Here is a 22,627-nt window from a genome sequence, read left to right as displayed (position 1 = left end):
CAATCGAGACGTCCGATGTTAGCGTGCTGTCATGAGCACAATCGACTCTTCGCCTCCCGCCGCCGGCCAGAGAGGCCCCCTCGAACACGACGTCCGGGATCAGATCGTCACCGCGGCCGAGGCCCATTTCAGCCGCTTCGGCTATGGCAAGACCACGGTCGCCGACCTGGCCAAGGCGATCGGTTTCTCCAAGGCCTACATCTACAAGTTCTTCGACTCCAAGCAGGCGATCGGCCAGGCGATCTGCGTGCAGTGCCTGGACAAGGTGCTGGCGGCGGGTGAGGCCGGGATCGCCGACGGCAGGACCGCCTCGGAGAAGTTAAGGCGTTTTTTCAATGGTATAGTGGCCACGAGCGCCGAGCTCTTCTTCCAGGACAAGCTCCTCTACGACATCGCCGCCCATTCGGCCGAGGAACGTTGGCCGTCGGCCCTGGCCTATCTGGAACGATCCGAAGCCTTGCTGAAGGAGATCATTCTCTTAGGCCGCGAGACGGGTGAGTTCGAGCGCAAAACGCCGATCGACGAGGTCTGCGAAGCGATCCTGCTGGTCATGCAGAGCTTCATGAACCCGCTGATGCTCAGGCACAACCTGGACGACCTGCCCGACGCGCCGACCAAGGCCATCAATCTGGTGCTGCGGAGCCTTGCCCCCTAAAACGAGGTGACGAGTTGACAGATTGGTCACTAAACACCAAGCTAAGGTTCTTCCGCCAAGGCAGGACCCTTAAGCCATGTCGCCTCGTCCCCTCGCCGCCGCCCTGCTTTTGGCCGGCCTCACGCCACTCGTCGCCTGCGGCGGCAAATCCGGGGCAGACGATCCTCGCACCCTGCCGCCGGTGGTGCGGGTCGCCGTGGCCAGTCCCGCGACGGACGGCCAGCGCAGGTTCAGCGGCGTCGTCACGGCGCGCGTCCAAAGCGATCTAGGCTTCCGCGTCGCCGGCAAGGTCGTGGCGCGGCTGGTCGACGCCGGCCAGACCGTCCGTCGCGGCCAGGCCTTGATGCGCATCGACGCGACCGACTACGCCCTGGCCGTTTCAGCCCAGACCGAACTGGTGGAGGCCGCCCGCGCCCGTGCCGTGCAGACAGCGTCGGACGAGAAGCGTTATCGCAGCCTGGTTTCGGCCGGCGCGGTTTCAGCCCTCGCTTATGACCAAGCCAAGGCGGCGGCCGACGCAGCCAAGGCCCAGTTGGAAGCCGCCGAGGCCCAGGCCCGGGTCTCGCGCAACACCGCAGGCTATGCGGTCCTGGTCGCAGACGCCGACGGCGTCGTGGTCGAGACCCTGGCCGAGCCCGGCCAGGTGGTCGCCGCCGGTCAGCCGGTCGTGCGCCTGGCCCAGGCTGGACCTCGGGAGGCGACCATCACCCTGCCAGAGACCGTTCGCCCGGCGCTGGGCTCGCTGGCCCAGGCCTTCGCCTCCGACGGCGCCGAGGCCGGTCAGGCGCGCCTGCGGCAGTTGTCGGACGCCGCGGACCCTCGCACCCGAACTTACGAAGCCAAGTATGTCCTGAACGGCCAGGCCGCCCAGGCGCCGCTGGGCTCGACCGTGGTGGTGGCCCTCTCCCCGCAGGGCGCAGATCGGGGATCCGGCGGCGTGGAAGCACCGATCGGCGCCATCTATGACGCGGGCAAGGGACCGGGCGTCTGGGTCGTCGAGCCGCGCGCCTCCACGGTCCAGTGGCGGCCCGTGCGCCTGGCGGCGATCGGGGCGGAGACGGCGACGATTTCCAGCGGCCTCGCCGGCGGTGAGCGCTTCGTCGCCCTGGGCGCCCACATGCTGCACCAGGGCCAGCGCGTCCGCATCCAGGCCGGAGCGGCGCAATGAGCCTCAACCTCTCCGCCCTGGCGGTCCGCGAGCGGTCGATCACGCTCTTCCTGATCGTCGCGATCACGTTCGCCGGCGCCTTCGCCTTCATGAAGCTAGGCCGCGCCGAGGACCCCAGCTTCTCGATCAAGGTCATGACGATCGTCACCGCGTGGCCCGGCGCCACCGCACTGGAGATGCAGGATCAGGTGGCCGAGCCGCTCGAGAAGCGGATGCAGGAGCTGAAGTGGTACGATCGGTCCGAGACCTTCACGCGCCCCGGCCTGGCCTTCACCACCCTGACGCTGAAGGACCAGATTCCGGCCAAGGAGGTTCAGGAGCAATTCTACCAGACCCGCAAGAAGATGGCCGACGAGGCCCCCAATCTGCCGCGCGGCGTGCTGGGTCCGTTCGTCAACGACGAGTATGGCGACGTGACCTTCGCCCTCTACGCGCTGAAGGCCAAGGGTGAGCCGCAGCGCCTGCTGGTGCGCCAGGCCGAGACCCTGCGCCAACGCCTGCTGCACGTGCCGGGCGTCAAGAAGGTCCAGATCATCGGCGAGCAACCGCAGAAAATCTTCGTGGAGTTCACCCAAGCCCGCCTGGCGACGCTGGGGGTGAGCCCCAGGGAGCTGTTCGCCGCGCTCAATGACCGCAACCTGGTCACCCCGGCCGGCTCGATCGAAACCCAGGGCCCCCAGGTGCAGATCCGTCTGGACGGGGCGCTCGACAGCCTGGAGAAGATCAAGGAAACGCCGATCGCCGTTGGCGGCCGCACCCTCAAACTGGGCGACATCGCCGAGGTCAAGCGCGGCTATGAGGATCCCGCCACCTTCCTGATCCGCAACGGCGGCGAACCGGCCATCGTGCTCGGCGTGGTGATGAAGGAACGCTACAACGGCTTGGAGCTGGGCAAGAACCTCGACAGGGAAGCCAAGGCGATCGCCTCCGAAATGCCTCTGGGCATGAGCTTCGACAAGATCACCGACCAGTCGGTGAACATCGTCGAGGCCTACAACGAGTTCATGCTGAAGTTCTTCGTGGCGCTCGCGGTCGTCATCGTCGTCAGCCTGATCAGCCTGGGCTTCCGGGTCGGCATCGTGGTCGCCATGGCCGTGCCGCTGACCCTGGCTGGCGTCTTCGTGATCATGCTGGTCACGGGCCGCGACTTCGACCGTATCACCCTGGGCGCGCTGATCCTGTCGCTGGGCCTGCTGGTCGACGACGCCATCATCATCATCGAGACGATCGTGGTGAAGATGGAGGAAGGCAAGGACCGGGTCACGGCCGCCACCTACGCCTGGGGCCATACCGCCGCCCCGATGCTGGCCGGCACCCTGGTGACGATCATCGGCCTGATGCCGGTGGGCTTCGCCAAGTCCACGGCCGGCGAATACGCCGGCAACATCTTCTGGGTCGTGGCCTTCGCCCTGATCACCTCGTGGTTCGTGGCGGTGATCTTCACCCCCTATCTCGGCGTGTTGATGATCCCCAAGATCAAGCCGGTCGAGGGCGGACATGGCGCGATCTACGACACCCCGCGCTATCGCCGGCTGCGCTCGCTGGTCGTTTGGACCATCGACAACCGCTTCAAGGTGGCCGCCGGCGTCGGCGCCGCCATGGTCGCGGCCGTGGTGATGATGGGCGGGGTCAAGCAGCAGTTCTTCCCCCTCTCCGACCGTCCCGAGGTGCTGATCGAGGTGCAGATGCCCGAGGGACAGAGCATCAGCTCGACCAGCCAGGCGGTGAGCCAGGTCGAGGCCTGGCTGCGCAAGCAGCCCGAGGCCAAGATCTTCACCAGCTATATCGGCCAAGGCGCGCCGCGGTTCTTCCTGGCGATCTCGCCGGAACTGCCCGACCCGTCCTTCGCCAAGATCGTGGTGCTGACGCCTGACGAAAAGGCCCGCGACGCGCTAAAGAAACGCCTGCGCCAATTCGCCGCTTCGGGGACGATCCCGGGGGCCAAGATCCGAGCCACCCAGATCGTGTTCGGTCCGCCCTCGCCCTTCCCCGTGGCCTTCCGCGTCATGGGTCCGGACGCCGACCGCGTCCGCGAGATCGCCGAGCAGGTCAAGGGCGTGATGTTGCGCAACGAAGGCATGCGCCAGGTCAATACCGACTGGGGCGAGCGCGTTCCGACCGTTCACTTCGTGCTCGACCAGGACCGGCTGCGCGCCTTCGGCCTCACCTCCAGCGACGCTTCCCAGCAGCTCCAGTTCCTGTTGACCGGCGTTCCCGTCACCCAGGTGCGCGAGGACATCCGTTCGGTCGAGGTCGTCGCGCGGACCAGCGGCCAGGATCGCCTGGACCCGTCCCGGCTCGGCGCCTTCACCCTGGTCGGGGCGGCGGGCGAGCGGATCCCGCTCGACCAGATCGGCAAGGCGGAAATCCGCATGGAGGATCCGATCCTGCGCCGCCGCGATCGCCTGACCACGATCACTGTGCGGGGCGACATCGACGAGGGGCTGCAGCCGCCCGACGTCTCGACCCAGGTGCTCAAGCAGCTTGAGCCGATCAAGGCGGCGCTGCCGGCGGGCTACAGGATCGAGATGGGCGGGTCGATCGAAGAGGCCGCCAAGGCCAACGTCGCCCTGGCCGCGGTCTTCCCGCTGATGTTCATCCTGATGATGGTGGTGACGATCTTCCAGGTTCGCTCACTGTCGGCGATGTTCATGGTGCTGCTGACCGCGCCCCTGGCCTTGGTGGGGGTCGCGCCGACCTTGCTGATCTTCCACCAGCCGTTCGGGTTCAACGCCATCCTTGGCCTGATCGCCCTGGCCGGCATCATCATGCGCAACAGCCTGATCCTGATCGGCCAGATCCACACCAACCAGGAGGATGGTCTTGATCCCTTCCACGCCGTCGTCGAGGCCACGGTTCAGCGCGCCAGGCCGGTCATCCTGACCGCCCTGGCCGCGGTTTTCGCCTTCATCCCGCTGACTCTTTCGGTGTTCTGGTCCTCGATGGCCTACACCCTGATCGGCGGCACCATCGGCGGCACCATCCTGACCCTCGCCTTCCTGCCGCCGCTCTACGCCATGTGGTTCCGGATCAAGGACGACCGTCGCGGCGAAGGGTCGGCCTCCAAGACCGATCCCGAGGTGCTGGCGACCTGAGCCTGGGATCGCGCTCGGCGGGTCGTGAGCGACGACCCGCCGCCTCACCGCCGCGCCTCGTTCCTGCCCGGCAGCGGGTTCGCGGCGGCGGGCTAGAACCAGGCGCGCAGGCCGACGACGAAACTCGTGTCGGAGACCTCGCGATCCTGGGCTCGCGCATAGTCGGCGGTGCGGCCGAAGCGTCTGGTCCAAGCCACGCCGACATAGGGCGCGAATTCTCGACGGACTTCGTAGCGGAGCCGCAAGCCCAGCTCGCCGTCGGACAGGCCCGATCCGATTGCGGTCTCGGGGATATCCTGGGCGGCGAAATTGAGCTCGGCGCGCGGCTGCAGGATCAGGCGCTGGGTGAGACGCCAATCGATCGCCCCCTCCGCTCGTCCTAGGACATCCCCCTTGTTGGACAGAAAGAGCGCGCCGCCAGCCTCGATCCAATACGGCAGCAGTGTCTCGAATCCGATTGCGGCGTAGGTCCGCGACTTGGGTTCGACGTCCTGCCGCACCCCGATCTGCAGGTCGGTATAGAGACCGACGGCGCGGGAGTAGAGCGCCTGGATCTCGCCGGATTCGACGCCATGGCGATCACCTTCGCCCTCGGACTTGAGGACGAGGCGGTTGAGGTCGCCACCGAACCAGGCTTCGCCATCCCAATGGTAGCCGTCGCCGCCCGAGCGCGCCCGGTATTCCAGCAGATTGGCCATGACCTGCGAGACCTGTGCGCCGCCGTGCTCCTGGCGCAGCACGGCGCGGGCGCGATCCATGGCGGCGGGATCGAAAACCCTGTCTGCCAGATGATCGGTGGGCGGCGTCGGCGCGGGGGTTTCATGGTCCGGAAGCGGCGGAGGTCCCATGGCTTGGACCTGTCCATCCCGCGGCGCGGCGCTCGGATTGGCCATGCCGGACATGTCGTGTCCCGCGTGCGGATCCGCGCTGACCGACGCCGGCGCCGTTTGTGGTTGGGCCGTCTCCGGCATGGCGCTCATGTCGTGGCCAGCGTGCTGGGCCAACGCCGGGCCAGCCCAAAGCATGGTAAAAAGGGCGATCAGCGAGGGCCTCATCGCGCGTCCTCCCCTGGGGTGTCGCGCACGCTGAAGACCTGAAACATCCCGGCATGCATGTGGTAGAGCATGTGACAGTGGAAGGCCCAGTCGCCGGTCTCGGGGGTGAGGTCAAAACTGACGCGCCCGCCCGGCAGGACGATCACGGTATGCTTGCGCGGCAGATGTCCCGCCGGCCCGAACGTCAGCTCAAAGAAATGGCCATGCAGATGGATCGGGTGGGCCATCATGGTGTCGTTGACCAGGGTGACCCGCACCCGCTCGCCGCTTCGGAAGGCGTAGGGCGGCGGCCGGTCGCTGAACTTGCGCCCATCGAATCCCCAGATGAACCGTTCCATGTTGCCGGTCAGATGGATTTCCAGCGACCGCTGCGGCGGCCGGGTATCGGCGTTGGGCTCCAGCGCCGCCAGGTCGCGATAGACGAGCACCCGGTGACCGACGCTTTCCAGGCCCTGCCCCGGCTCGCCGGTGCGGTCCACAGGCATCGGGGCGATCGTCTGCACCCCTGGCCCCAGCTTGACCTGCGGCGCGTTCTCGGGATTACGCATGGACATATCCATGCCGCCCATGTCCGCCTTGCCCATGATGTCGCTTCCGCGCGCTCTGGGCGGCGCCAGGCCGGGCGGTGGGCTCGCGGCCATGGCGTCATGCCTCATGGCCGTGTGGTCCATGGCGACGTGGTCCATGCCGCCCATGTCCATCCCCATGTCCCGCATGGTCGTCAGCGGACGCCCCCGTAGCGGTGGGACGTCGGCGCTCATGCCCGGCCGGGGCGCCAGCGTGGCGCGCCCCAGGCCCGAACGGTCGACCGACTCCGAGACGATGGTGAAGGCCTTGTCCTCGGCCGGCTCGACGATGACGTCATAGGTCTCGGCGTTGCCGATCTGGAATTCGTCCACCTGCACCGGACGGACGTGCTGACCGTCGGCGGCGACCACGGTCATCCTCAGACCCGGGATGCGGACGTTGAAGACCGACTGGGCCGCGGCGTTGATGAACCGCAGGCGCACACGCTCGCCTGGCGAGAACAGCGCGGTCCAGTTGTCCTTGGGCCCATGGCCGTTGATCAGGAAGGTGTAGGCCGCGCCGGTGACGTCCGAGATGTCGGTCGGGTCCATCAGCATCCTGGCCCAGTCCAAGCGCTCGGCCAGGGTCTGGTCGCGGCCGGCGATCAGGCCGCCGATGGTCTGGTGTTGGTAGTTGAAGGCTCCGGCCTGCTGCTTGAGCTTCTTGAAGATCTGATGCGGGTGCAAGCGGGTGAAGTCCGACAGGACGACGACGTGCTCGCGATCGAAGGCCACCGGGTCGTCGCCGGCCGGGTCGATGATGATGGGTCCATAGTGGCCCATCTGCTCCTGCAAACCCGAATGGCTGTGGTACCAATAGGTCCCCGACTGCCGGACGTGGAACTCATAGACGAAGGTCTCGCCCGGCTTGACGCCAGGGAAGCTGACGCCGGGCACGCCGTCCATCTGGAAGGGCAACAACAGGCCGTGCCAGTGAATCGAGGTTTCTTCGTCCAGCGTGTTGGTCACCGACAGGCGGACGTTCTGGCCCTCCTTCAGCCGGATCAGAGGTCCAGGAACCGTGCCGTTGATCGTCACGGCATGGGCGCTCACGCCGTCCACCATGACGGGCGTGTGGCCGATGGACAGCCTGATGTCCTCGCCCGAGAGCGCCGGCGGGCCTTGGCCATGCTCGTCGCCGTGATCGCCACGCCCGGCGGCGCGGGCCCAGCCGGGCAACAGACTCGCCAAAGCGGCCCCGCCGCCCAGAACGGCGAAGGATTGCAGGAATCGACGGCGATCGAACGCCGTACCCGTTTGACGCATGACTGCCCTTTGACGATGGCGTGCAGCGAAGGGCCGTAATGGGCCGCAACGCGATCTCCAAGGGCGTTACGCGCCACGCGCTCATCCCCCTCGTCCCCTGGCGGCGGAAATTCAAGGCCTCTCCAGTCAACCGACAAGCCGTTTGCGGCCGGACCGTCGTTTCGGTGGTCTTGGCGCTTCCCTCTTTGGCGGTCACCGAGCGCCGCGGCCGAGACAAGACCCGCTGAAATCCACGCTCCGATTGAACCCGTGGAAAATTCAGGCTTGCCAGCAGCGCCGCCCTGCAGCCCTCTACTCGTCAGAAGGACGCCTGGCCGAGAGTCTCGCCATTCTGCACCACCATCATCACGACTGGACCCTTGTTTGCCTTTCCCTGCTCGTGGCGGTGTTCGGCTCCTGGGTGGCGCTCGACCTGGCCAGCCGGGTCCAAACTCATCTGGGGCGAGCCAGGCTGACCTGGACCAGCACGGCGGCCATCGCCATGGGGCTGTCGATCTGGTCCATGCACTTCATCGCCATGCTGGGCTTCGACCCCGGCGTGCCGGTGGTCTACGCGCCAGGACTGACCGCCCTTTCGCTCGTTCTCGCGATCAGCTCGACCTGGGGCGCCTTCATCGCCGCGACCCGGCCCGGCGCACGGTCGGGTCATGTGCTGTTGGCTGGTGCAGCCATGGGCCTGGGCATTTGCGCAATGCACTATGTTGGCATGGCCGCCCTGCGGACCGCCATGACCCTGGACTATCGTCCAGGTCTCGTCGCGCTCTCCCTGGCGATCGCCATCGTCGCCTCCACCATTGGCCTCTTCGTCGCGCGCCAACCCAGGACGGCGATCTCTCGCCTGCTCGCCGCCAGCCTGCTTGGCGTCGCCGTCGTGGGCATGCACTACACCGCCATGGCCGCGCTTGAACTCACGCCTATTCCAGGCGCGGCGTCCATGGCGTCGATGGGCGTTCCGCCGTTCCTGCTCGGTGTCGGCGTAGCGGCCGGCACCCTGCTCGTCCTGTTCCTGGCCATCATGGCCTCGCTTTACGACCAGCGCGGCAACATCCTTCAGGCCCTTGACGCCGGCGGCGTCGGCTATTGGGAGTATGACCTGCGCAGTCAGTCGCTGCAGGCTTCCAGTCAGGTCAAGGCGCTGTTTGATTTGCGCGGCGACGAGGACCTGACGCTGGAGCACTGGCTTGGCGCCCTCTCCCCGGAGGACCGGACCCGCCGCGATCGCGCCGTCGAGAGCGCCCAGCGCACGGGCGGCGACTACGACCACGAATACCAGCTGCTCGCGCAGGACCGCTGGGTGAATGTTCGTGGAAAGGTGATCTACGATCAGCGCGGCCGGGCGGTTCGGATGATCGGCGTGGTGCTGGACGTCACCGATCGGCATGAGGCGTTCGCCGCCGTCACCGCCAGTGAACAACGCCATCGCCTGCTGACCAACGAACTCAATCACCGGGTCAAGAACACCCTCGCCACCATCCAGTCGATCGCCAGCCAGACGGCGCGGGGCGCCGCCTCGCTGAGCGAGTTTCGGCGGGCCTTCGAGGACCGTTTGATGGCGCTGTCGGCCACCCACAACGTGCTGACGCAGGCCAGTTGGGAGGCGGCGGAGATCGGCGACCTTCTGGCGCAGGAGATGGCGCCCTATCCGGCCGAACAGGTCACGCTGGTCGGCCCATCGCTCCGGCTGCCCGCCCGCCACGCCCTGGCGCTGGGAATGGTCCTCCACGAGCTCGCCACCAACGCAGCCAAGTACGGCGCGCTCTCGACGCCCAACGGCCGCTTGGACGTGCAATGGGCGACCTTCGACATCGAGCGCCCTGAACCGATGCTGGTCCTGGAATGGCGCGAGACCGGCGGGCCCGCCGTCTCGCCACCGACCAAGGCCGGCTTCGGTTCTCGCCTGATCAAGGTGAGCGTCGAAAAGGACCTGGGCGGCGCGGTGGCGCTGGACTTCGCCCCGACCGGGCTTGTGTGCCGCATTGAGGCGCCGCTTCAGCCGATTTCCGAAAGCCCCGTGCGGCTGGACGCCTAGAGCTTTTCCGGACCTGACTGTGTCAGGCCGGCGTTTTAGATATTTGTTTTGACGCATTTTCCGACGACGAACCGGCGCCCGCTTCGTTGGAAAACACCGTAGCCAGCGGTCGAGGGCCCACCGCCCCGCCGAACCGCTGCTCGGGAGGGGACCGACGCTTCCTTCTTTGACGCGGCTTGTCGCGGAAATGAAAACCGTGCCTCGCCCGCGGGGCGATCCTCGCGGCGACAGCAGCGGCCGTCGGTTCGCCAAGCGACCTCTTTTCGCGCCCGCGCCCGCCTCACCCATGGATGTTATGGCTCAATACGCAAGTTTGAGTTGCTGAACGCGTCGGTCGCTTTACAAAGCCTTGCAACTCTGACACGAGTCCATTCGACACCAAAAGCGCCGCGAGAAATTGAGTGTCGTAACCCGCCTTGGAAGGGGTGTTGTGATGGAGCTGGCAGGTCCTCCTTGCATCGCCCACGAGGCCGTCGACGTGCTCGTCGTGGGCATCGGCGCGGCGTCGCCTCGGGCGGCCTCGGTGCTGAGCCAGGCGCTCGAACTGCCGATCGAAACGGTCGTCGACGCCCTCTATCGCGCGCCGGCCCGTCTGCTGGCTGGCCTTCCCGGTCCTGACGCGGCGCGGTTGGCGGCCATCATCGGAACACTTGGCGTCGAGGTCGAAGTGATCCCGGCGGGCGCCCCGATCGCACGCAGCCCCACCCTGGACCTGGCTGGCGAACTGCTCGACCCAGCGCGCGCCGACGAGGTCGGCCAGGTTCTCGGCCGTTTCCTCGGCATGAGCCCGCAAGAAGCGCTAGACTTGCTGCTGACGCCGCCCGGCGTGATCCTGGGCTCCGTCACCGAAGCGACCGTTCGCGCCTTGGACGCCGCCCTCCCCGCCGGCTCGGCGCGGCTGACAGCCAGCCGCCCCGACGAGGCCCGGTTCGCGCTGTTCGCCAGCGAGTTGTCCGCTCTGCAGATCGGCGTCCTGCGCCCGCATCTGCCGGTCGACGCCGTGGTTACGCCTGGCGGCTCGGCCACGATCTTCGACCTGGGCCGCGCCGAGGCCGACCTCCTGTGGCGGCGGTTGAAGGCGCCGGAACGGGTTCAGGTCGTCAACCAGGCTTTCCTGCGCGTCTCCCTCGACCTGACGGCGGCGCCGGCAACCGGTGCCAGCGCCGGCGCACTTCAGGCGCTCGCGGGCGTGCCGCTCGAGGACTACCCCCTGATATGCAACGCCCTGCCTGTGACGGTGGAAGTCGGAATCGCGTTCGACGCGGTCTCCGCCCGGATGGCGCTCTATGCGGCGGCCGGCTTGACGGTGCGGGCCGAGATGGAAACCTTCTCGCACGTCGGTCTCGACATCCTGTCCGCCCGCCCCGAGGCGTTGGCGGAGGTCGGCCTGCCCTCCCCGGCGCCGCTGTCGACGGCGCCGATGCCCCGCCCCCGCGCGAAACTGCTCCGTCACAGACTAGAGGCCGCCGGCGCCGAGGTGCTGTTCGCCGAGCCCGCGCAATGACCCGCCCCGACGTCCACGGCCTGCACGCGAGCATAGCCGAGGCCGGCAAGGTGCTGGCCCTGAAAGGCCGCCATCCCGAGGCCCTCGCCAAGTATCGCGAAGCCCTGCGGCTGGCCCAGGGCGTCCGCGCTCCACAGATCTTCGCCCGCCACTATCTGCACTGCGTGCTCGAGAGCCTGGAGCGGATGGGCGCGCACGGCCAGGCCGCGACCCTGGCGGGCGAGGCGGCCAGCAGCGCCGCCAACGAGACTGGCGATCTGGAGCCCAGCGCCTTCCAGCAACGTGACCGCGCCTGTCTTCTGGAGCGCCAGGGCGTCAACCTGCTCAAGGCGGGCGAGACGACCGCCGCGCGAGCAAGCCTCGAGGCGGCCCTGGCTCTGGACGATGGTTTGCCGCTGACCCGCCGCCTGCTCGGCTGGACCGAGCGCGGCCTGAGCGTGAGCGCCGCCCAACTGGCGCAAGCCCAGCGGACGCACGGCTATTGGGTGGTCCGTTCCGAAACGGTCAACAGCGCACGCGCCCGGGAACCGGCCGTGCTGACGAAGGAGCCGATGGATGGCTGACGAGAACCCGATCGAGAAGATGACGCCGGGCCAGATCCTGGCCGATGCGAGCGTCGCCGAATTCATCAAGGCCATGGGATTGTCGATCGCCGAAGCCCAGAAGGCGCTCGACATCAACAGCCTCGCGCAGGTGGGGGCCTATGCCGAGAAACGGCCAGGCCTGGGCGACAAGAGCCTGTTGCAGTTGGGACTGTCTCCGCCCTTCTATCACTACCAGCACGCCGACCTGACCGTGTCGATGCAACTGACCATGAAGGTCGGCGAGGCCAGCGCCTTCGGCATTGGCGGCAAGCTTGACCTCGGCTTCGGAAGCGGCGGTCCCCAGGCGCCCGCCAACGCGCGGGAAGCCCAGATCACCCTGAAGAGCCTGCCGGCCAGCGCGACGGTCGACGGCAAGAAGTCCGACGCGACCGGCGCCGACCTTGAGGCGGCGGCGGAGACGCTAGCCAAGGCTCTGCGCACGCCGGACGGCAAGTTCGAGCGGGCCTATGTCGACGCCCAGCATACCAAGGCGCCGTTCAAGCTCGATCCCGACACCGCCAAGAACCCGATCAAGACGGACACGGGCGTGGCCTTCTACGCGGCGGGCGAAGCCAGCGTCGGCGTCATCCGCATCGTGGCTACGCCCACGGCCAACACAAGCGAGGATTTCACCCTGGCGACCGGCAAGGTCGTCACGGTCAAGAGCCAGTCCAACGAGCTGCTGTACGCCCGGGCCGTGGTCAACCAGATCAACGCCCTGGGCGGCTTCAAGGCCAAGCTCCTGCGCGACCCGGTGGGCTCGACGCTGCCGATCGGCGGCGGGACTCTGGGTCTGGCGCTGTTCGACACCGGCAGCGCCGCCCTGAAGCCCGCCGCGATCGAAGAACTCGCCCTGGTCGCGCGGACGCTGAAGGACAGCGGGTCGAATGTCGACGTCGTCGGCTTCACCGACACGATGTTCACCGACGCCAGCAACCTTGACCTCGGCAAGCGGCGCGCCCAGGCCGTCGCCAAGTATCTCACCGACAACGGCGTCCCGGCCGGCCAGATCCGCAAGGTCGAGACGCGCGGCGAGGCCAGTTGGAAGGCCAAGGGCGCCACCGACGAGGTCGCCAATCAGCAGTTCCGTCGCGCCGAGGTGCTGCTGGCCGACTCCAACGATCTGCTGATCGTCGTCGACTCCGCCGCGACCCAACTGCAGGCGACGCCAACCCCGGACAAGACAGGCAATGGCGCGACCGGCAACGGCTTCATCATCGTGCGCCACTTCGCGGCCCAGGCGGTCGACGCCACCGCGGTCAAGGTCGGCGCGTCGGACACCTCCGTGGCGATCAGCGGGACGGCTGTCGCCACCGGCGGCCCGTTTGCCGTCGACACGCCGGAAGCCTTCGCCTTCAACCTGGCGCGCGATGTCAACGCCGGCAGCGCCACCCACGGCGTCCGGGCGGTGCGGCAGGGCGGGGTGGTGACGTTCGTCGACGCCAAGGACGTGGTCGTCGTCAATCTGGTGACCTTGTCGGCCAACGACATCGCCTTGTCGGCCGACGGGGGCGCCAGCGTCACCAAGGCCCTGGCCAAGATCGCGGCCGGACCGACGGCCAGCGCCGACAAGCCGAAGATTTCGGTCGCGGTCGGCTTGGCGGTCGACTATCGCACCAGCCGGCAATTCGAACAGTCGGTGAACGGCAACAGCAGCATCTCCGCCCGCATCGTCGCCGTCCCCGCGCCCGTCGAGTTCCTCGACGAGATCAAGACCTTCGTGGCGGCGCCGGCAGCCAGCCCTGCTCCGACGCCGACGCCATGAGCGAAACCGCCGCCGTCACCCGGCAGCTGCTCTCCGCGCCGTTGCCGCAGATCATCGAGCGGCTGGGCGTGGCCGTGGCCGACGCCCAGCATGCGCTCGACCGCAACAGCATCGCCACGGCCCAGGCGATGGCGACGACCGAGATCGAACTCGGCTCGGAAAAGTACAACCTCATCGCCCTGGGTTTCACGCCCACCTTCTACAGCTTCACCGAGGCCACGGTGGAGGCGAAGCTCAGCTTCAGCATGACGGAAAGCACCGAGCTGGGCGTCTCGGCCGGAGCGACGGTCGGCGTCAACGCCGGCTTCGTGATGGTCGCCGCCTCGGTGAACGTCAGCTACGCGCGCAAATTCTCGGTCAGCGCCGAGGGCATGAGCTCGATCGCGGCCCGGCTGGTCAGCCTGCCGCCCCCGGAAATCCTGGAAAACATACTTCGCAAGATGAGCGAGCCCCAGGCTCCGCCCACACCCTAGACAGGAGAATACGATGGCGATTGGACAGGAACTGCTCAACGTCCCCATGGGCGACATGATCCGCCAAATGGCGCTGGCCATCGCCGAAGGCCAGGTCAAGCTCGACGGCAGCAGCATCGAGGTCGCCGAGATGATGGGCGGCCTCAAGGTCATCACCGACGCCGAGGGCAAACAGACCTTCGACGACAGCCGGATCTTCTTTGGCTACGACATGATGACCATCAAGGAGGCTGAGGCCTATATCGCCGCCGACGAGGCGATCACCGGCGGCGACAAGAACGCCCTCAAGGCGCTCATAGACGCCCAGAAGGACGAAGTGCCCCAGGCCGACAAGGACACGGCCCTGATCCGGGTGCCGACCCGGCTGTCGATGCTGGAACTGGGTTTCACCCCGACCTTCTACCAGTTCGTCGACACGATCATCGAGGTGAAGATCGCCATCAAGATCACCCGCACCAGCGAGTCCGGCTACGGCCAACACAACACCAGCACGTCCAAGAGCAACGGCTTCAACATGGGCTGGGGTTTCTTCGGCGGCCGGTTCGGCACCAACACCAACAGCCAGGTGACGACCAGCCAGGTCGACGCGACCTACGCCTCGAAATACAGCTACTCGGCCGAGGGATCGAGCCTGCTGCGCACCAAGCTCGTCCCCTTGCCGCCGCCCGCCATCCTCGAGGATCGCATCCGTCGGCAGATGGATGAAGAGGTCGAGCGCCGCCGCCGCGTGCTCGACAAGAAGCTGGCCCCGCCGGTGACCCCCTAACCCCCGCACGGAGGCCAAGCCATGAGCGTCGGCACAGAACTTCTCGCCGTCCCCTTCCCCGAAATGGTCCAGCGCCTGGGCGTGGGCATCGCCCAGGCGCAGTTGCAGCTTGATCTGGTCTCCCTGCGCATCGCCCGCCTGATGGCCGGATTTGACGAAGAGGCTGACGAAGAGAAGGAGGGCGACGGCGCGAAGTCGACGAACTATCTGGTCAAGTTCGGCGACGGGCAGGAATACAGCCTGATGGAGCTGGGCTTCTCGCCGACCTTCTATCAGTTCGTCGACACCGTGATCGAACTGAAGATGTCGATCTCATTCAAGTCCGAGACCGAGATCAAGCACAGCAGCAGCAGCTCGGTGAGCAAGGGCGGCGCCTTCTGGACGCCGTTCGGCGGCGGCGGTTCGGTAAGCTCCAGCAGCGTCAGCGCCAGCTTCGCGGCGAAATACCAGTACAGCGCCGAGGGCTCGAGCCTCATGAGGACTAAGGTGGTGCCGATACCGGCGCCCGCGCTGTTCGAGGAACGCGTACGCGAGCTCATCGCGCAACGACGGGCTCCGACGCCCTGATGTCCGACGCGCCCTGGAAGGACGCGCTGAAGCGCGCACGTGATCCGACGCCCGTCCCGACACGGATCGCGGCGGCGCCATCCACCGCCGCGTCCCCCGATCCGGCGACGCTGTCGCCTGAGCTGGCGCGGCTGATGGACGAGCGGCGTGCGCTGGAGGCGCGGATGGCGGGCCTGACCGCGCCCGGGCCGAATGATCCGCGCTACGCGGTGACACCGCTGGATCAGCGGCGGGCCGAGCTCGCCCGCTGGAGCGCGGGACGCGACGCGGCCCGTGCGGTCCCGGCCTTGCCCGTTCCGGCGGGGCGGGTCGCGCCGCCGCCTATCCCCTTCCCAGTCCTCCGCGCCACGCCGGGCGAGGCGCCTCGCGGCGCGTCCAACCCGCTCTTGAGACCTACGCCCGGCGAGGCGGTGCGCCCGACGCCCGGCGCCCTGCCTCCGGACCTCAGGCGCGCCGCGGCGTCCCTCCCCGAGATGTTCGAGCGTCCCACCCCGCCCCGCACGAGTGAAAAGTCGGGCGAACGGTCCCCCGGAGCCGCCGATCGCGACGCCGATCCGCGCGCCGAGGCGGTCCGTCGCCTGGCCGCGGTCGCCGGCGGCGGCCGGGCGCTGCGCGACGCCGGACGAGCTCTGCGGACGCCGGACGAGCGTCCCCGGAACGGCCCCGGCGATCCGCTCGATCGCCGACTGGAACGGGCTCGCGACATGCTGAGCCGCGGCCGTCGCGCCTACGCCGCCGCCGGACGGGCGCTCGACTCCGCCCGTGAAGCCATTCCCCAGGACTGGGTCGAACGCGCGCGCGAACGGATTCCCGGTCTCGGCCGCGCCGATCCCTATGTCCGGGACACCGCGCGAAAGCTTGCGGTCGCAGTCGGCACGATCGACGAACTCACTGACAAGGCCGACCAGATGCGCGAGATGGCGCGGGATGTCCGCGAGTTGCGCGAGGCTGACGCAGCCCATGACGACACTCGTCGCGACAGGGCGCTGGAACGGCTGAAGGCCAAGCGCGCCGACGACGCTCGAGACAAATCCGAGGGAGGCGATTGATGCCGGCCGAAAGCCGCTTCGTCGGCAACTCGATCGAGGAAATGCTGGTGGCGCTCGCCGAAGGGGTGCGTGAAGCCCAGATTGCGCTCAACAGCGGTCCGCGCATCGATCCAGCGGGCCGTCCGCTGGGCGGCTATCAATTGCCCTATCTGGACTTTTCGATCCAGGTCGACATGGAAACCCGCGTCGATACCGGAGGGCGTCCCGTGGCCCTGCTGTTCACCGGCCGTCCGCCGAGCGCGAGCAATCAGCAGGTCAGCAGCACGATCAGCGGCCGCCTGGTGGCCACGCCGCCTGGCGACGGCCTGCCGACGCCGCGCATCGCCTTCGCCGTGGGCCAGAACATCGGCGGCGAGGCGTCCCTGGCCGTGACCGTGACCAACAGCGCGGGCGAGGTGCTGGCCGATCAACCGGTGGAACTCAATATCGACGACGGCGCGTCGGCCATTCTTTCGGCCGCGCGGGGCGTTGCGGGCTTCGCGCGCAAGCCGGGAACGCGCCTCGCGGCCGCCCTGCTGCGGACCGACGCGGCTGGCCGCGCCGCAACCACGCTGGCGATCGCCGACGGCGAGCCGGCGCGCGCCGTCGTCGCCGTCGCTGCGTCGATCGGCGCCTTCAGCGCGCGGGCCATCGTCGGTTTGGAGGTCGTGGGATGAGCACGACCTTCACCTGGTCGGCGCGGCTGGCCGACGCCGCCGGCGCCCCCGTCGCGGGCATGGCCCTGGAGGTCCAGCTGTTCGATCTTCAGGCCAACGCCTGGACGACCAGATCGACCGCCAAGACAGGAGCCGACGGCCGCGCCAAGGGATCGGGGACAATCGAGGACGACACCCTCCCCCTCGCCCCGGCCTTCCGGCTCGTGGAGAGCGCGGCGATAATGTCGGTCAGCCCGGCGATCGCGCGCGCCGCCCGGGGCGGAAGCCTGGTGGTCGACTTCGGGCAGGTCCAGCACCTCGCGGCGGTGGAGCGCTTCGCCCAGCCCCGCACCTTCGCGACCGCCGGCTTGCGCGGCGAGACGCTGATGGTGGGCGGGGTCGCCGCGTCGGAAACGCCGAGCACGGTCACCCGTGATCTGGCTGAACGCGACACCCTGATCGCCAACCAGACCCGGGTCCTTGCGGAGCGCGACGCCGAAATCGCCAACCTGCGGGACCTCGCCGTCAAGGCCGATCTCGCCACCGCGCGCGCCCAGACCGCGGAAGAAACCGTCCAGACCCTGTCGATCCGCCTTGCCCAGAGCGACAAGGACCTGGTCCAGCGCGACGCCGAAATCGCCAATCTGCGGGACGTCGTCGCCAAGGCCGATGTCGCCGTCGCGCGCGCCCAGACCGCCGAGGAGGCTGCTCAGGCCTTGTCCACCCGCCTTGCCCAGCGCGACAAGGACCTGGCCGAACGCGATGGTTTGCTGGCCGACCGGGCCCGGGTCATCGATGACCAGGAGACCGTCATCGCCGGCCTGCGCGCCACGGTCGCCCAGCAGGAACAGGCGATCGCCGCGGCGACGGTCAGGCCGGCGGTTGGCGGAAAGGCGGTGGGCATGGTCGATCTGGCCACCACCGTGGCCAGCCAACTCGACGACGCCCAAACCACGTTGAAGCCGCGCGGCTTTTCCCTGGGGGCGATCCAGGTGACGGCGAAGGCCGTGCTGCAGGACGACGGCGGCCGCCTAGAACTGCTGGGCAAGGAAGATCTGAAGACCGTGCCGCCGGGCGCGCTCAGCGACATCAGGATGGAGTTCCTTCCGGGGGAAACGGCGTCCGCCGAGGGCGGTCCGCGCGTGCCCGACGTCAGCCAACTGACCGAGAACGCGGCGAGGCGGGTCCTGGCTTCGGTCGGCCTGACTCTGGACGCCAGCGTGGGCCCGCTCGCGCTCAACCCGGCCGTCGCGCCGGGACAGGCGATGGTGCAGTCGCCCGTCGCGGGCGCAGTCAGCGGGCGCGGCGCGAGGGTGCTGGTGATCTTCGCCGCCGATGTGAAAAAGGAAACTTGAGATGGCCCAGGATGCAGCCGATTTCCTCAGCGACAGCCTGGCGACCCCGCTCGGCGAGGTCATCGCGGCAGTCGGCCGCGGTGTCGCCGAAGCCCAGGCTGCGCTCGACCATGCCTCCCTAGCCGCGACTCTGGCCATGTACGAAACCGATGGCGACGAGGGCGTCCAGGCGCTGCGCGCCATTGGCTACCGCCCCACCTTCTACGTGCTGCCCGAGACAACCTGCGAGGTGCAGGTCTCGATGCATGTCGGAGGAACCGGCGGCGCGGACGGCAGCGCTGGCGGCGCGAACCAGCCCGGAGCCGTCGGGCAGGCGCGCACCTACGTCACTCCGGTCGACGCGGGTTTTCAGCAGCGCTACGCCTTTCAAGGCCAGGGCGCGGCAAAGCTGACCTTCAAGATTCTTCCGGTACCGCCTCCCCAGGCCCTCGACGACGCGGCGCCCATGCCCGACGTGCGTGGCCTGAAGGGCGCCCAGGCCGACACGCTTTTGGCGGCCCGGGGATTGTCGGCGACCTTCGTGAGCGCCGAGGACAAGGTCCTGACCACGAACGAGGCGGCCGAGCTTACCGTTCAAACCCAGGACGCCGCGCCACGCATCCTGGTGACGACTACGAACGCGGTGCGCCTCCTCGTGAAATGACGCCGCGCCGCGGGAAGACCGGCCCGGACCATCCGTCGTACCGGAACGCGCCGCCCGGCGTTTGCACAAGCTAAGGCCGTGCCGCCTCCGAGGAGCCGTCTAAAGGTGGCTCGCCTGTCGAGGCCCCATTCTCGCGACAGACGTCGCGCGGGCGGCTATGCCTGCCGCGCCGATGAAATCGGCAGCTTTATATAACAATTTCAATATATTACCGACAACCTTCGAACGATCCACGACGCCTGCGCAACACAGATCGCCCAGGCGACTTGCAGAATGCCGGGCGATGGTCGAGAAAACCCTATTAAGTTTATAGAGTTTTCCCATGCGCGCTAGGTCAGCACCTGTCATCGCCGTGGTCGGCGCTGGGTTCAGCGGGGTGGCGACCGCGCTGAACATCCTCAAGCGCTCGGCCGACGCCAAGGTGATCCTGTTCGAGCGGCGCACACCCGTCGGCCTTGGGGCCGCCTACGCCTCACACAATCCGGATCATCGCCTGAACGTGCGGGCCGGCAATATGAGCGCCTGGCCGGACGACCCCGAACACTTCGTCAGATGGCTGAACCGCGAGAGGCTTGCCCTGGGCCCGGCGGACTTCGCCACGCGCGCGGACTATGGCCGCTATATCCAGCAGCAGGTCGTCGAGATCGCCGAGGGAGCCGCCGGCGCCGGCCGCCTGGTGGTCACGCCGGACGCGGTGGTCGGGATCGAGCCGGGTGGCGACGGCTGGCGCCTTCGGTGCGCCATGGGACGGGCGGTCACGGCCCATGCCGTTGTCCTGGCCCTGGGCAATCCGCCGCCGGCGCGCCCCCCTGGGGTCGACGAGGCCTTCGCCGCCTCGCAGGCCTATGTCGCCGATCCCTGGCGTTGGGACGCAACCCAGTTGCCGGCGGGTCCGGTGCTGTTGATCGGTACGGGTCTGACCATGGTGGACGTCGCGCTGTCGCTGAACGACGCGCAACCGGGCCGCCCCATGCTGGCGCTGTCGCGGCGTGGCCTGGCGCCGCTGGAGCACGACGGCGCGCCGCCGCTGGTCCTGCCGACGCCGCCGGCCAACGATCTCTCGCCGCTCGAGGCGTTCAGCTGGCTGCGTACGGCCGCCGGCGACCATGGCTGGCGTACCGCGATCGACGCCATCCGACCGGCGACACAGGCCTTGTGGCGCAGCTGGTCCGCGCCGCAGAAACAAGCCTTCCTGCGTCATGCCCGTCCGTTCTGGGACATTCACCGTCACCGCCTGGCCCCGCTGGTCGCCGGCCGGATCGGCGCCCTGCGCGCCACCGGTCAACTGGTCCTGGCGGCCGGCAAGATCCGCAGCCTGACGCTGGAAGCCGACGGCTTCGCCCTGTGCCGCTGGCGCGGGCGTGGTCAGGACAAGGGCTACGCCTTCCGCGCGGCCCGGGTCATCAACTGCACTGGTCCGACCGGAGACGTCCTGAACTCCACCGATCCTCTGATCCTGGACCTGGTTCGGCGCGGCCTGGCGCGACCTGATCCGCTACGCCTCGGTTTCGATGTCGACGACGACAACCGGCTGCGCGACCTCTCCGGCCAGGCCTCGCCGACCCTCCTGGCCGTTGGTCCCGCGACGCGCGGAACCTCGTGGGAGGTCACCGCCGTGCCGGACATCCGCGTCCAGGTCGCCGCCGTGGCCGAGACGGTGATGGCGGCGTTGACCTAGAGATCCAACGCCGCGGCGTGGATCAGTTGCCCCAGCTTGACGATCGATGCGTGCGGGGTGTCGTTGATCCGCTGGACATAGGCCACGTCGGGCAGCGACGGTAAGTGATTGCTGGCCAGCGGCGCGCGCTCGGGCAGGAACAGGGCTGTGCGGCAGGTGACCGCCAGACCCGCCTGCACCGCCGCGCGCAGGGCCGACAGGCTCGGGGTTTCGAGAGCCACCCGGAACGGCCGCCCGTCCCGCTCCAGCGCGGCCAGGGCGGCGTCGCGAAAGCGGCAGGGCGACTCCAGGATGGCGACCGGCAGGACGTCGCTCTCAGCCAGGGCGGCGTCGCCATGCCATGCCATGGGGACCACGCGCGCGGCCCGCGGATCGTCCGCCGCGCCCATGCACAGGACGACGTCCAGCCGATCGGCCTCCAGCAGGCCCAGAAGCTCCGGCGAGCCCGCCACCCGCACCTGCAGCTGGGTGTCGGGATTGAGCTGGGCGAACCGCGCCAGCACCCCCGACAGCAGGGTCTCGGCGAAGTCCTGCACGAGGCCGACGCGCGCCGGTCCAGCCAGGGCGTCGCCGGTCAGGGCCACCACGGCGCGATCGTTCAGCGCCAGGATCTCCCTCGCCCTCGGCAGCAGGGTCTGACCCGCCGGCGTCAGCACCAGGCGCCGCCCCTCGCGGTGGAACAGCGGCGTCAGCACCGTCTCCTCCAGGCGCTTCATCTGCAGGCTCAGCGCCGACTGGGTGACGAACACCCGCTCGGTCGCCCGCAGCATCGAACCGGAGTCGACGATCGCCACGAAGCTCCGCAGCAGTTCGGTCGGCAGGTTGGTGACCATGGGCGTCCTCTTGAGAAATGCTAATAAGGCCTGTGAGGATAAGTCTATTGATCAAGTAGGAATTCAACGTCCTTCTTTCTGGACCCACGGCGCTTGCGTCGCAACGGTTTCCGACGAGAGAGGACCGCAGTGTCTCTGGCGACGACCTACAGAATTTCTGAACCTAGGCCATGGCGCTGGCCCAGCCTGGCCCGCGCCCGCTGGCTGTCTCCGGTCCTATTGCTGGCCTTGTGGGAGCTGGGGGCGCGCACCGGCGTGGTCCCGCCCCGGGTGCTGGCCGCGCCATCCACGGTCCTGGAGACTTTCTGGTCCCTGACCGTCTCGGGCGAACTGCCCCGCAACCTTCTGGTCTCCCTGGCCCGCGCCGGCGCGGGACTCGGTGTCGCCCTGGTTCTGGCCACCACCCTGGGCCTCATCTCGGGTCTGTCGCGCTGGGGCGAGACGCTGGTCGATCCGCTGATGCAGATCAAGCGGACAATCCCGGTTCTTGCCCTGACGCCGCTGTTCATCGTGTGGTTCGGCATCGGCGAGACGCCGAAGATCCTGCTGATCACCGTCTCGGCGACCTTTCCGCTGTACCTGAACCTGTTCGCCGGCATCCGCGGCGTCGACGTGCGCCTGGTCGAGGCCGCCCGCAGCTTTGGCCTCTCGGGCTGGAGCCTGGTGCGCGAGGTGATCCTGCCCGGCGCCCTGCCCTCGTTCTTCGTCGGCCTGCGCTACGCCCTGGGGGTTGCGGTGCTGGTGCTGGTGATCTCCGAACAGATCAACGCCCAGGCCGGGCTGGGCTATCTGGTCAACAACGCCCGCGACTTCATGCGAACCGACATCATCGTCGTCTGCTTGGTCGTCTACGCCCTGCTCGGCCTCGGCGCCGACGCCCTTGTCCGCACGCTGGAGCGCAAGGCGCTGGCGTGGCGCCCCAGCCTTGTGGAGCAATGATC

At 68.3% G+C, this 22,627-nt stretch carries 19 protein-coding genes; 16 read left to right on the top strand and 3 right to left on the bottom strand.

The features are described from left to right. Positions 1 to 31: 31 nt before the first annotated feature. From ASD47_RS19940 to ASD47_RS19930, 3 genes are all read left to right on the top strand, one after another. Positions 32 to 655 (top strand): TetR/AcrR family transcriptional regulator, encoded by a 624-nt coding sequence (locus tag ASD47_RS19940; protein WP_056760226.1) that lies wholly within the window; start codon positions 32 to 34, stop codon positions 653 to 655. Positions 656 to 731: 76 nt separating this feature from the next. After that, positions 732 to 1,823, top strand: a complete 1,092-nt coding sequence (locus tag ASD47_RS19935) for an efflux RND transporter periplasmic adaptor subunit (protein ID WP_056760224.1) — start codon at positions 732 to 734, stop codon at positions 1,821 to 1,823. Then, complete coding sequence (locus ASD47_RS19930; protein ID WP_056760222.1) at positions 1,820 to 4,918, top strand: efflux RND transporter permease subunit; 3,099 nt, start codon at positions 1,820 to 1,822, stop codon at positions 4,916 to 4,918. Before ASD47_RS19935 ends, ASD47_RS19930 begins: the two co-directional genes overlap by 4 nt. Before the next feature lie 92 nt (positions 4,919 to 5,010). On the opposite strand, the gene ASD47_RS19925 is transcribed toward ASD47_RS19930, so the two are convergent. Continuing rightward, positions 5,011 to 5,973, bottom strand: a complete 963-nt coding sequence (locus ASD47_RS19925) for a copper resistance protein B (protein WP_056760220.1) — start codon at positions 5,971 to 5,973, stop codon at positions 5,011 to 5,013. Next, on the bottom strand, positions 5,970 to 7,805 hold the full coding sequence (locus tag ASD47_RS19920) for a copper resistance system multicopper oxidase (RefSeq protein WP_056760218.1): 1,836 nt from the start codon (positions 7,803 to 7,805) through the stop codon (positions 5,970 to 5,972). The genes ASD47_RS19925 and ASD47_RS19920 overlap by 4 nt, the downstream gene beginning before the upstream one ends. A gap of 241 nt (positions 7,806 to 8,046) precedes the next feature. Between ASD47_RS19920 and ASD47_RS19915 the strand changes: the two genes are divergently transcribed. From ASD47_RS19915 to ASD47_RS19860, 12 genes are all read left to right on the top strand, one after another. Then, a complete protein-coding gene (locus ASD47_RS19915) occupies positions 8,047 to 9,834 on the top strand; it encodes an MHYT domain-containing protein (protein WP_156402333.1) in 1,788 nt (595 codons plus the stop codon). A 433-nt stretch (positions 9,835 to 10,267) separates the two neighbouring features. After that, positions 10,268 to 11,338 carry a hypothetical protein gene (locus ASD47_RS19910; protein WP_056760215.1) on the top strand — a complete coding sequence of 357 codons (1,071 nt, stop codon included), beginning with the start codon at positions 10,268 to 10,270 and terminating at the stop codon, positions 11,336 to 11,338. Next, positions 11,335 to 11,901: a hypothetical protein gene (locus ASD47_RS19905; protein ID WP_056760213.1), complete on the top strand. Its 567-nt coding sequence runs from the start codon at positions 11,335 to 11,337 to the stop codon at positions 11,899 to 11,901. Before ASD47_RS19910 ends, ASD47_RS19905 begins: the two co-directional genes overlap by 4 nt. After that, positions 11,894 to 13,687, top strand: coding sequence for an OmpA family protein (locus ASD47_RS19900; protein ID WP_056760211.1), 1,794 nt, complete (start codon positions 11,894 to 11,896; stop codon positions 13,685 to 13,687). Before ASD47_RS19905 ends, ASD47_RS19900 begins: the two co-directional genes overlap by 8 nt. After that, on the top strand, positions 13,684 to 14,160 hold the full coding sequence (locus ASD47_RS19895) for a hypothetical protein (RefSeq protein WP_056760209.1): 477 nt from the start codon (positions 13,684 to 13,686) through the stop codon (positions 14,158 to 14,160). The genes ASD47_RS19900 and ASD47_RS19895 overlap by 4 nt, the downstream gene beginning before the upstream one ends. Before the next feature lie 13 nt (positions 14,161 to 14,173). Next, positions 14,174 to 14,926, top strand: a complete 753-nt coding sequence (locus ASD47_RS19890) for a hypothetical protein (protein WP_200945280.1) — start codon at positions 14,174 to 14,176, stop codon at positions 14,924 to 14,926. Positions 14,927 to 14,947: 21 nt separating this feature from the next. Beyond that, positions 14,948 to 15,493, top strand: coding sequence for a hypothetical protein (locus ASD47_RS19885; RefSeq protein ID WP_056760207.1), 546 nt, complete (start codon positions 14,948 to 14,950; stop codon positions 15,491 to 15,493). Beyond that, positions 15,493 to 16,542, top strand: coding sequence for a hypothetical protein (locus tag ASD47_RS26745; RefSeq protein ID WP_156402332.1), 1,050 nt, complete (start codon positions 15,493 to 15,495; stop codon positions 16,540 to 16,542). Before ASD47_RS19885 ends, ASD47_RS26745 begins: the two co-directional genes overlap by 1 nt. Continuing rightward, positions 16,542 to 17,198 carry a hypothetical protein gene (locus ASD47_RS19875; protein WP_056760203.1) on the top strand — a complete coding sequence of 219 codons (657 nt, stop codon included), beginning with the start codon at positions 16,542 to 16,544 and terminating at the stop codon, positions 17,196 to 17,198. The genes ASD47_RS26745 and ASD47_RS19875 overlap by 1 nt, the downstream gene beginning before the upstream one ends. Continuing rightward, on the top strand, positions 17,195 to 18,532 hold the full coding sequence (locus tag ASD47_RS19870) for a Stk1 family PASTA domain-containing Ser/Thr kinase (protein WP_056760201.1): 1,338 nt from the start codon (positions 17,195 to 17,197) through the stop codon (positions 18,530 to 18,532). The genes ASD47_RS19875 and ASD47_RS19870 overlap by 4 nt, the downstream gene beginning before the upstream one ends. A gap of 1 nt (position 18,533) precedes the next feature. Further along, positions 18,534 to 19,175: a hypothetical protein gene (locus ASD47_RS19865; RefSeq protein ID WP_056760199.1), complete on the top strand. Its 642-nt coding sequence runs from the start codon at positions 18,534 to 18,536 to the stop codon at positions 19,173 to 19,175. A 322-nt stretch (positions 19,176 to 19,497) separates the two neighbouring features. Beyond that, on the top strand, positions 19,498 to 20,853 hold the full coding sequence (locus ASD47_RS19860; protein WP_056760197.1) for an FAD/NAD(P)-binding protein: 1,356 nt from the start codon (positions 19,498 to 19,500) through the stop codon (positions 20,851 to 20,853). Here ASD47_RS19860 and ASD47_RS19855 read toward each other — a convergent pair. Next, positions 20,850 to 21,686 (bottom strand): LysR substrate-binding domain-containing protein, encoded by an 837-nt coding sequence (locus ASD47_RS19855; protein ID WP_056760195.1) that lies wholly within the window; start codon positions 21,684 to 21,686, stop codon positions 20,850 to 20,852. The two genes, ASD47_RS19860 and ASD47_RS19855, sit on opposite strands and share 4 nt — an antisense overlap. Before the next feature lie 129 nt (positions 21,687 to 21,815). Between ASD47_RS19855 and ASD47_RS19850 the strand changes: the two genes are divergently transcribed. Continuing rightward, on the top strand, positions 21,816 to 22,625 hold the full coding sequence (locus ASD47_RS19850) for an ABC transporter permease (RefSeq protein ID WP_056760193.1): 810 nt from the start codon (positions 21,816 to 21,818) through the stop codon (positions 22,623 to 22,625). Positions 22,626 to 22,627: the final 2 nt, after the last annotated feature.

Origin of the sequence: Caulobacter sp. Root1472 (genome assembly GCF_001426985.1) — a bacterium.
In the GTDB taxonomy this organism is placed as follows: domain Bacteria; phylum Pseudomonadota; class Alphaproteobacteria; order Caulobacterales; family Caulobacteraceae; genus Caulobacter; species Caulobacter rhizosphaerae.
Note: the sequence above shows the minus strand (reverse complement) of the source record. Positions and strands in the feature narration are given on the sequence as shown.

What these genes read in the sequence shown, in the direction of transcription:
- ASD47_RS19935 (WP_056760224.1), top strand. Translation starts at nt 732, where the DNA reads ATGTCGCCTCGTCCCCTCGCCGCCGCCCTGCTTTTGGCCGGCCTCACG.
- ASD47_RS19900 (WP_056760211.1), top strand. Translation starts at nt 11,894, where the DNA reads ATGGCTGACGAGAACCCGATCGAGAAGATGACGCCGGGCCAGATCCTG.
- ASD47_RS19865 (WP_056760199.1), top strand. Translation starts at nt 18,534, where the DNA reads ATGGCCCAGGATGCAGCCGATTTCCTCAGCGACAGCCTGGCGACCCCG.
- ASD47_RS19930 (WP_056760222.1), top strand. Translation starts at nt 1,820, where the DNA reads ATGAGCCTCAACCTCTCCGCCCTGGCGGTCCGCGAGCGGTCGATCACG.
- ASD47_RS19870 (WP_056760201.1), top strand. Translation starts at nt 17,195, where the DNA reads ATGAGCACGACCTTCACCTGGTCGGCGCGGCTGGCCGACGCCGCCGGC.
- ASD47_RS19920 (WP_056760218.1), bottom strand. Translation starts at nt 7,805, where the DNA reads ATGCGTCAAACGGGTACGGCGTTCGATCGCCGTCGATTCCTGCAATCC.
- ASD47_RS19855 (WP_056760195.1), bottom strand. Translation starts at nt 21,686, where the DNA reads ATGGTCACCAACCTGCCGACCGAACTGCTGCGGAGCTTCGTGGCGATC.
- ASD47_RS19940 (WP_056760226.1), top strand. Translation starts at nt 32, where the DNA reads ATGAGCACAATCGACTCTTCGCCTCCCGCCGCCGGCCAGAGAGGCCCC.
- ASD47_RS19925 (WP_056760220.1), bottom strand. Translation starts at nt 5,973, where the DNA reads ATGAGGCCCTCGCTGATCGCCCTTTTTACCATGCTTTGGGCTGGCCCG.
- ASD47_RS19875 (WP_056760203.1), top strand. Translation starts at nt 16,542, where the DNA reads ATGCCGGCCGAAAGCCGCTTCGTCGGCAACTCGATCGAGGAAATGCTG.
- ASD47_RS26745 (WP_156402332.1), top strand. Translation starts at nt 15,493, where the DNA reads ATGTCCGACGCGCCCTGGAAGGACGCGCTGAAGCGCGCACGTGATCCG.
- ASD47_RS19905 (WP_056760213.1), top strand. Translation starts at nt 11,335, where the DNA reads ATGACCCGCCCCGACGTCCACGGCCTGCACGCGAGCATAGCCGAGGCC.
- ASD47_RS19895 (WP_056760209.1), top strand. Translation starts at nt 13,684, where the DNA reads ATGAGCGAAACCGCCGCCGTCACCCGGCAGCTGCTCTCCGCGCCGTTG.
- ASD47_RS19890 (WP_200945280.1), top strand. Translation starts at nt 14,174, where the DNA reads ATGGCGATTGGACAGGAACTGCTCAACGTCCCCATGGGCGACATGATC.
- ASD47_RS19860 (WP_056760197.1), top strand. Translation starts at nt 19,498, where the DNA reads ATGCGCGCTAGGTCAGCACCTGTCATCGCCGTGGTCGGCGCTGGGTTC.
- ASD47_RS19910 (WP_056760215.1), top strand. Translation starts at nt 10,268, where the DNA reads ATGGAGCTGGCAGGTCCTCCTTGCATCGCCCACGAGGCCGTCGACGTG.
- ASD47_RS19885 (WP_056760207.1), top strand. Translation starts at nt 14,948, where the DNA reads ATGAGCGTCGGCACAGAACTTCTCGCCGTCCCCTTCCCCGAAATGGTC.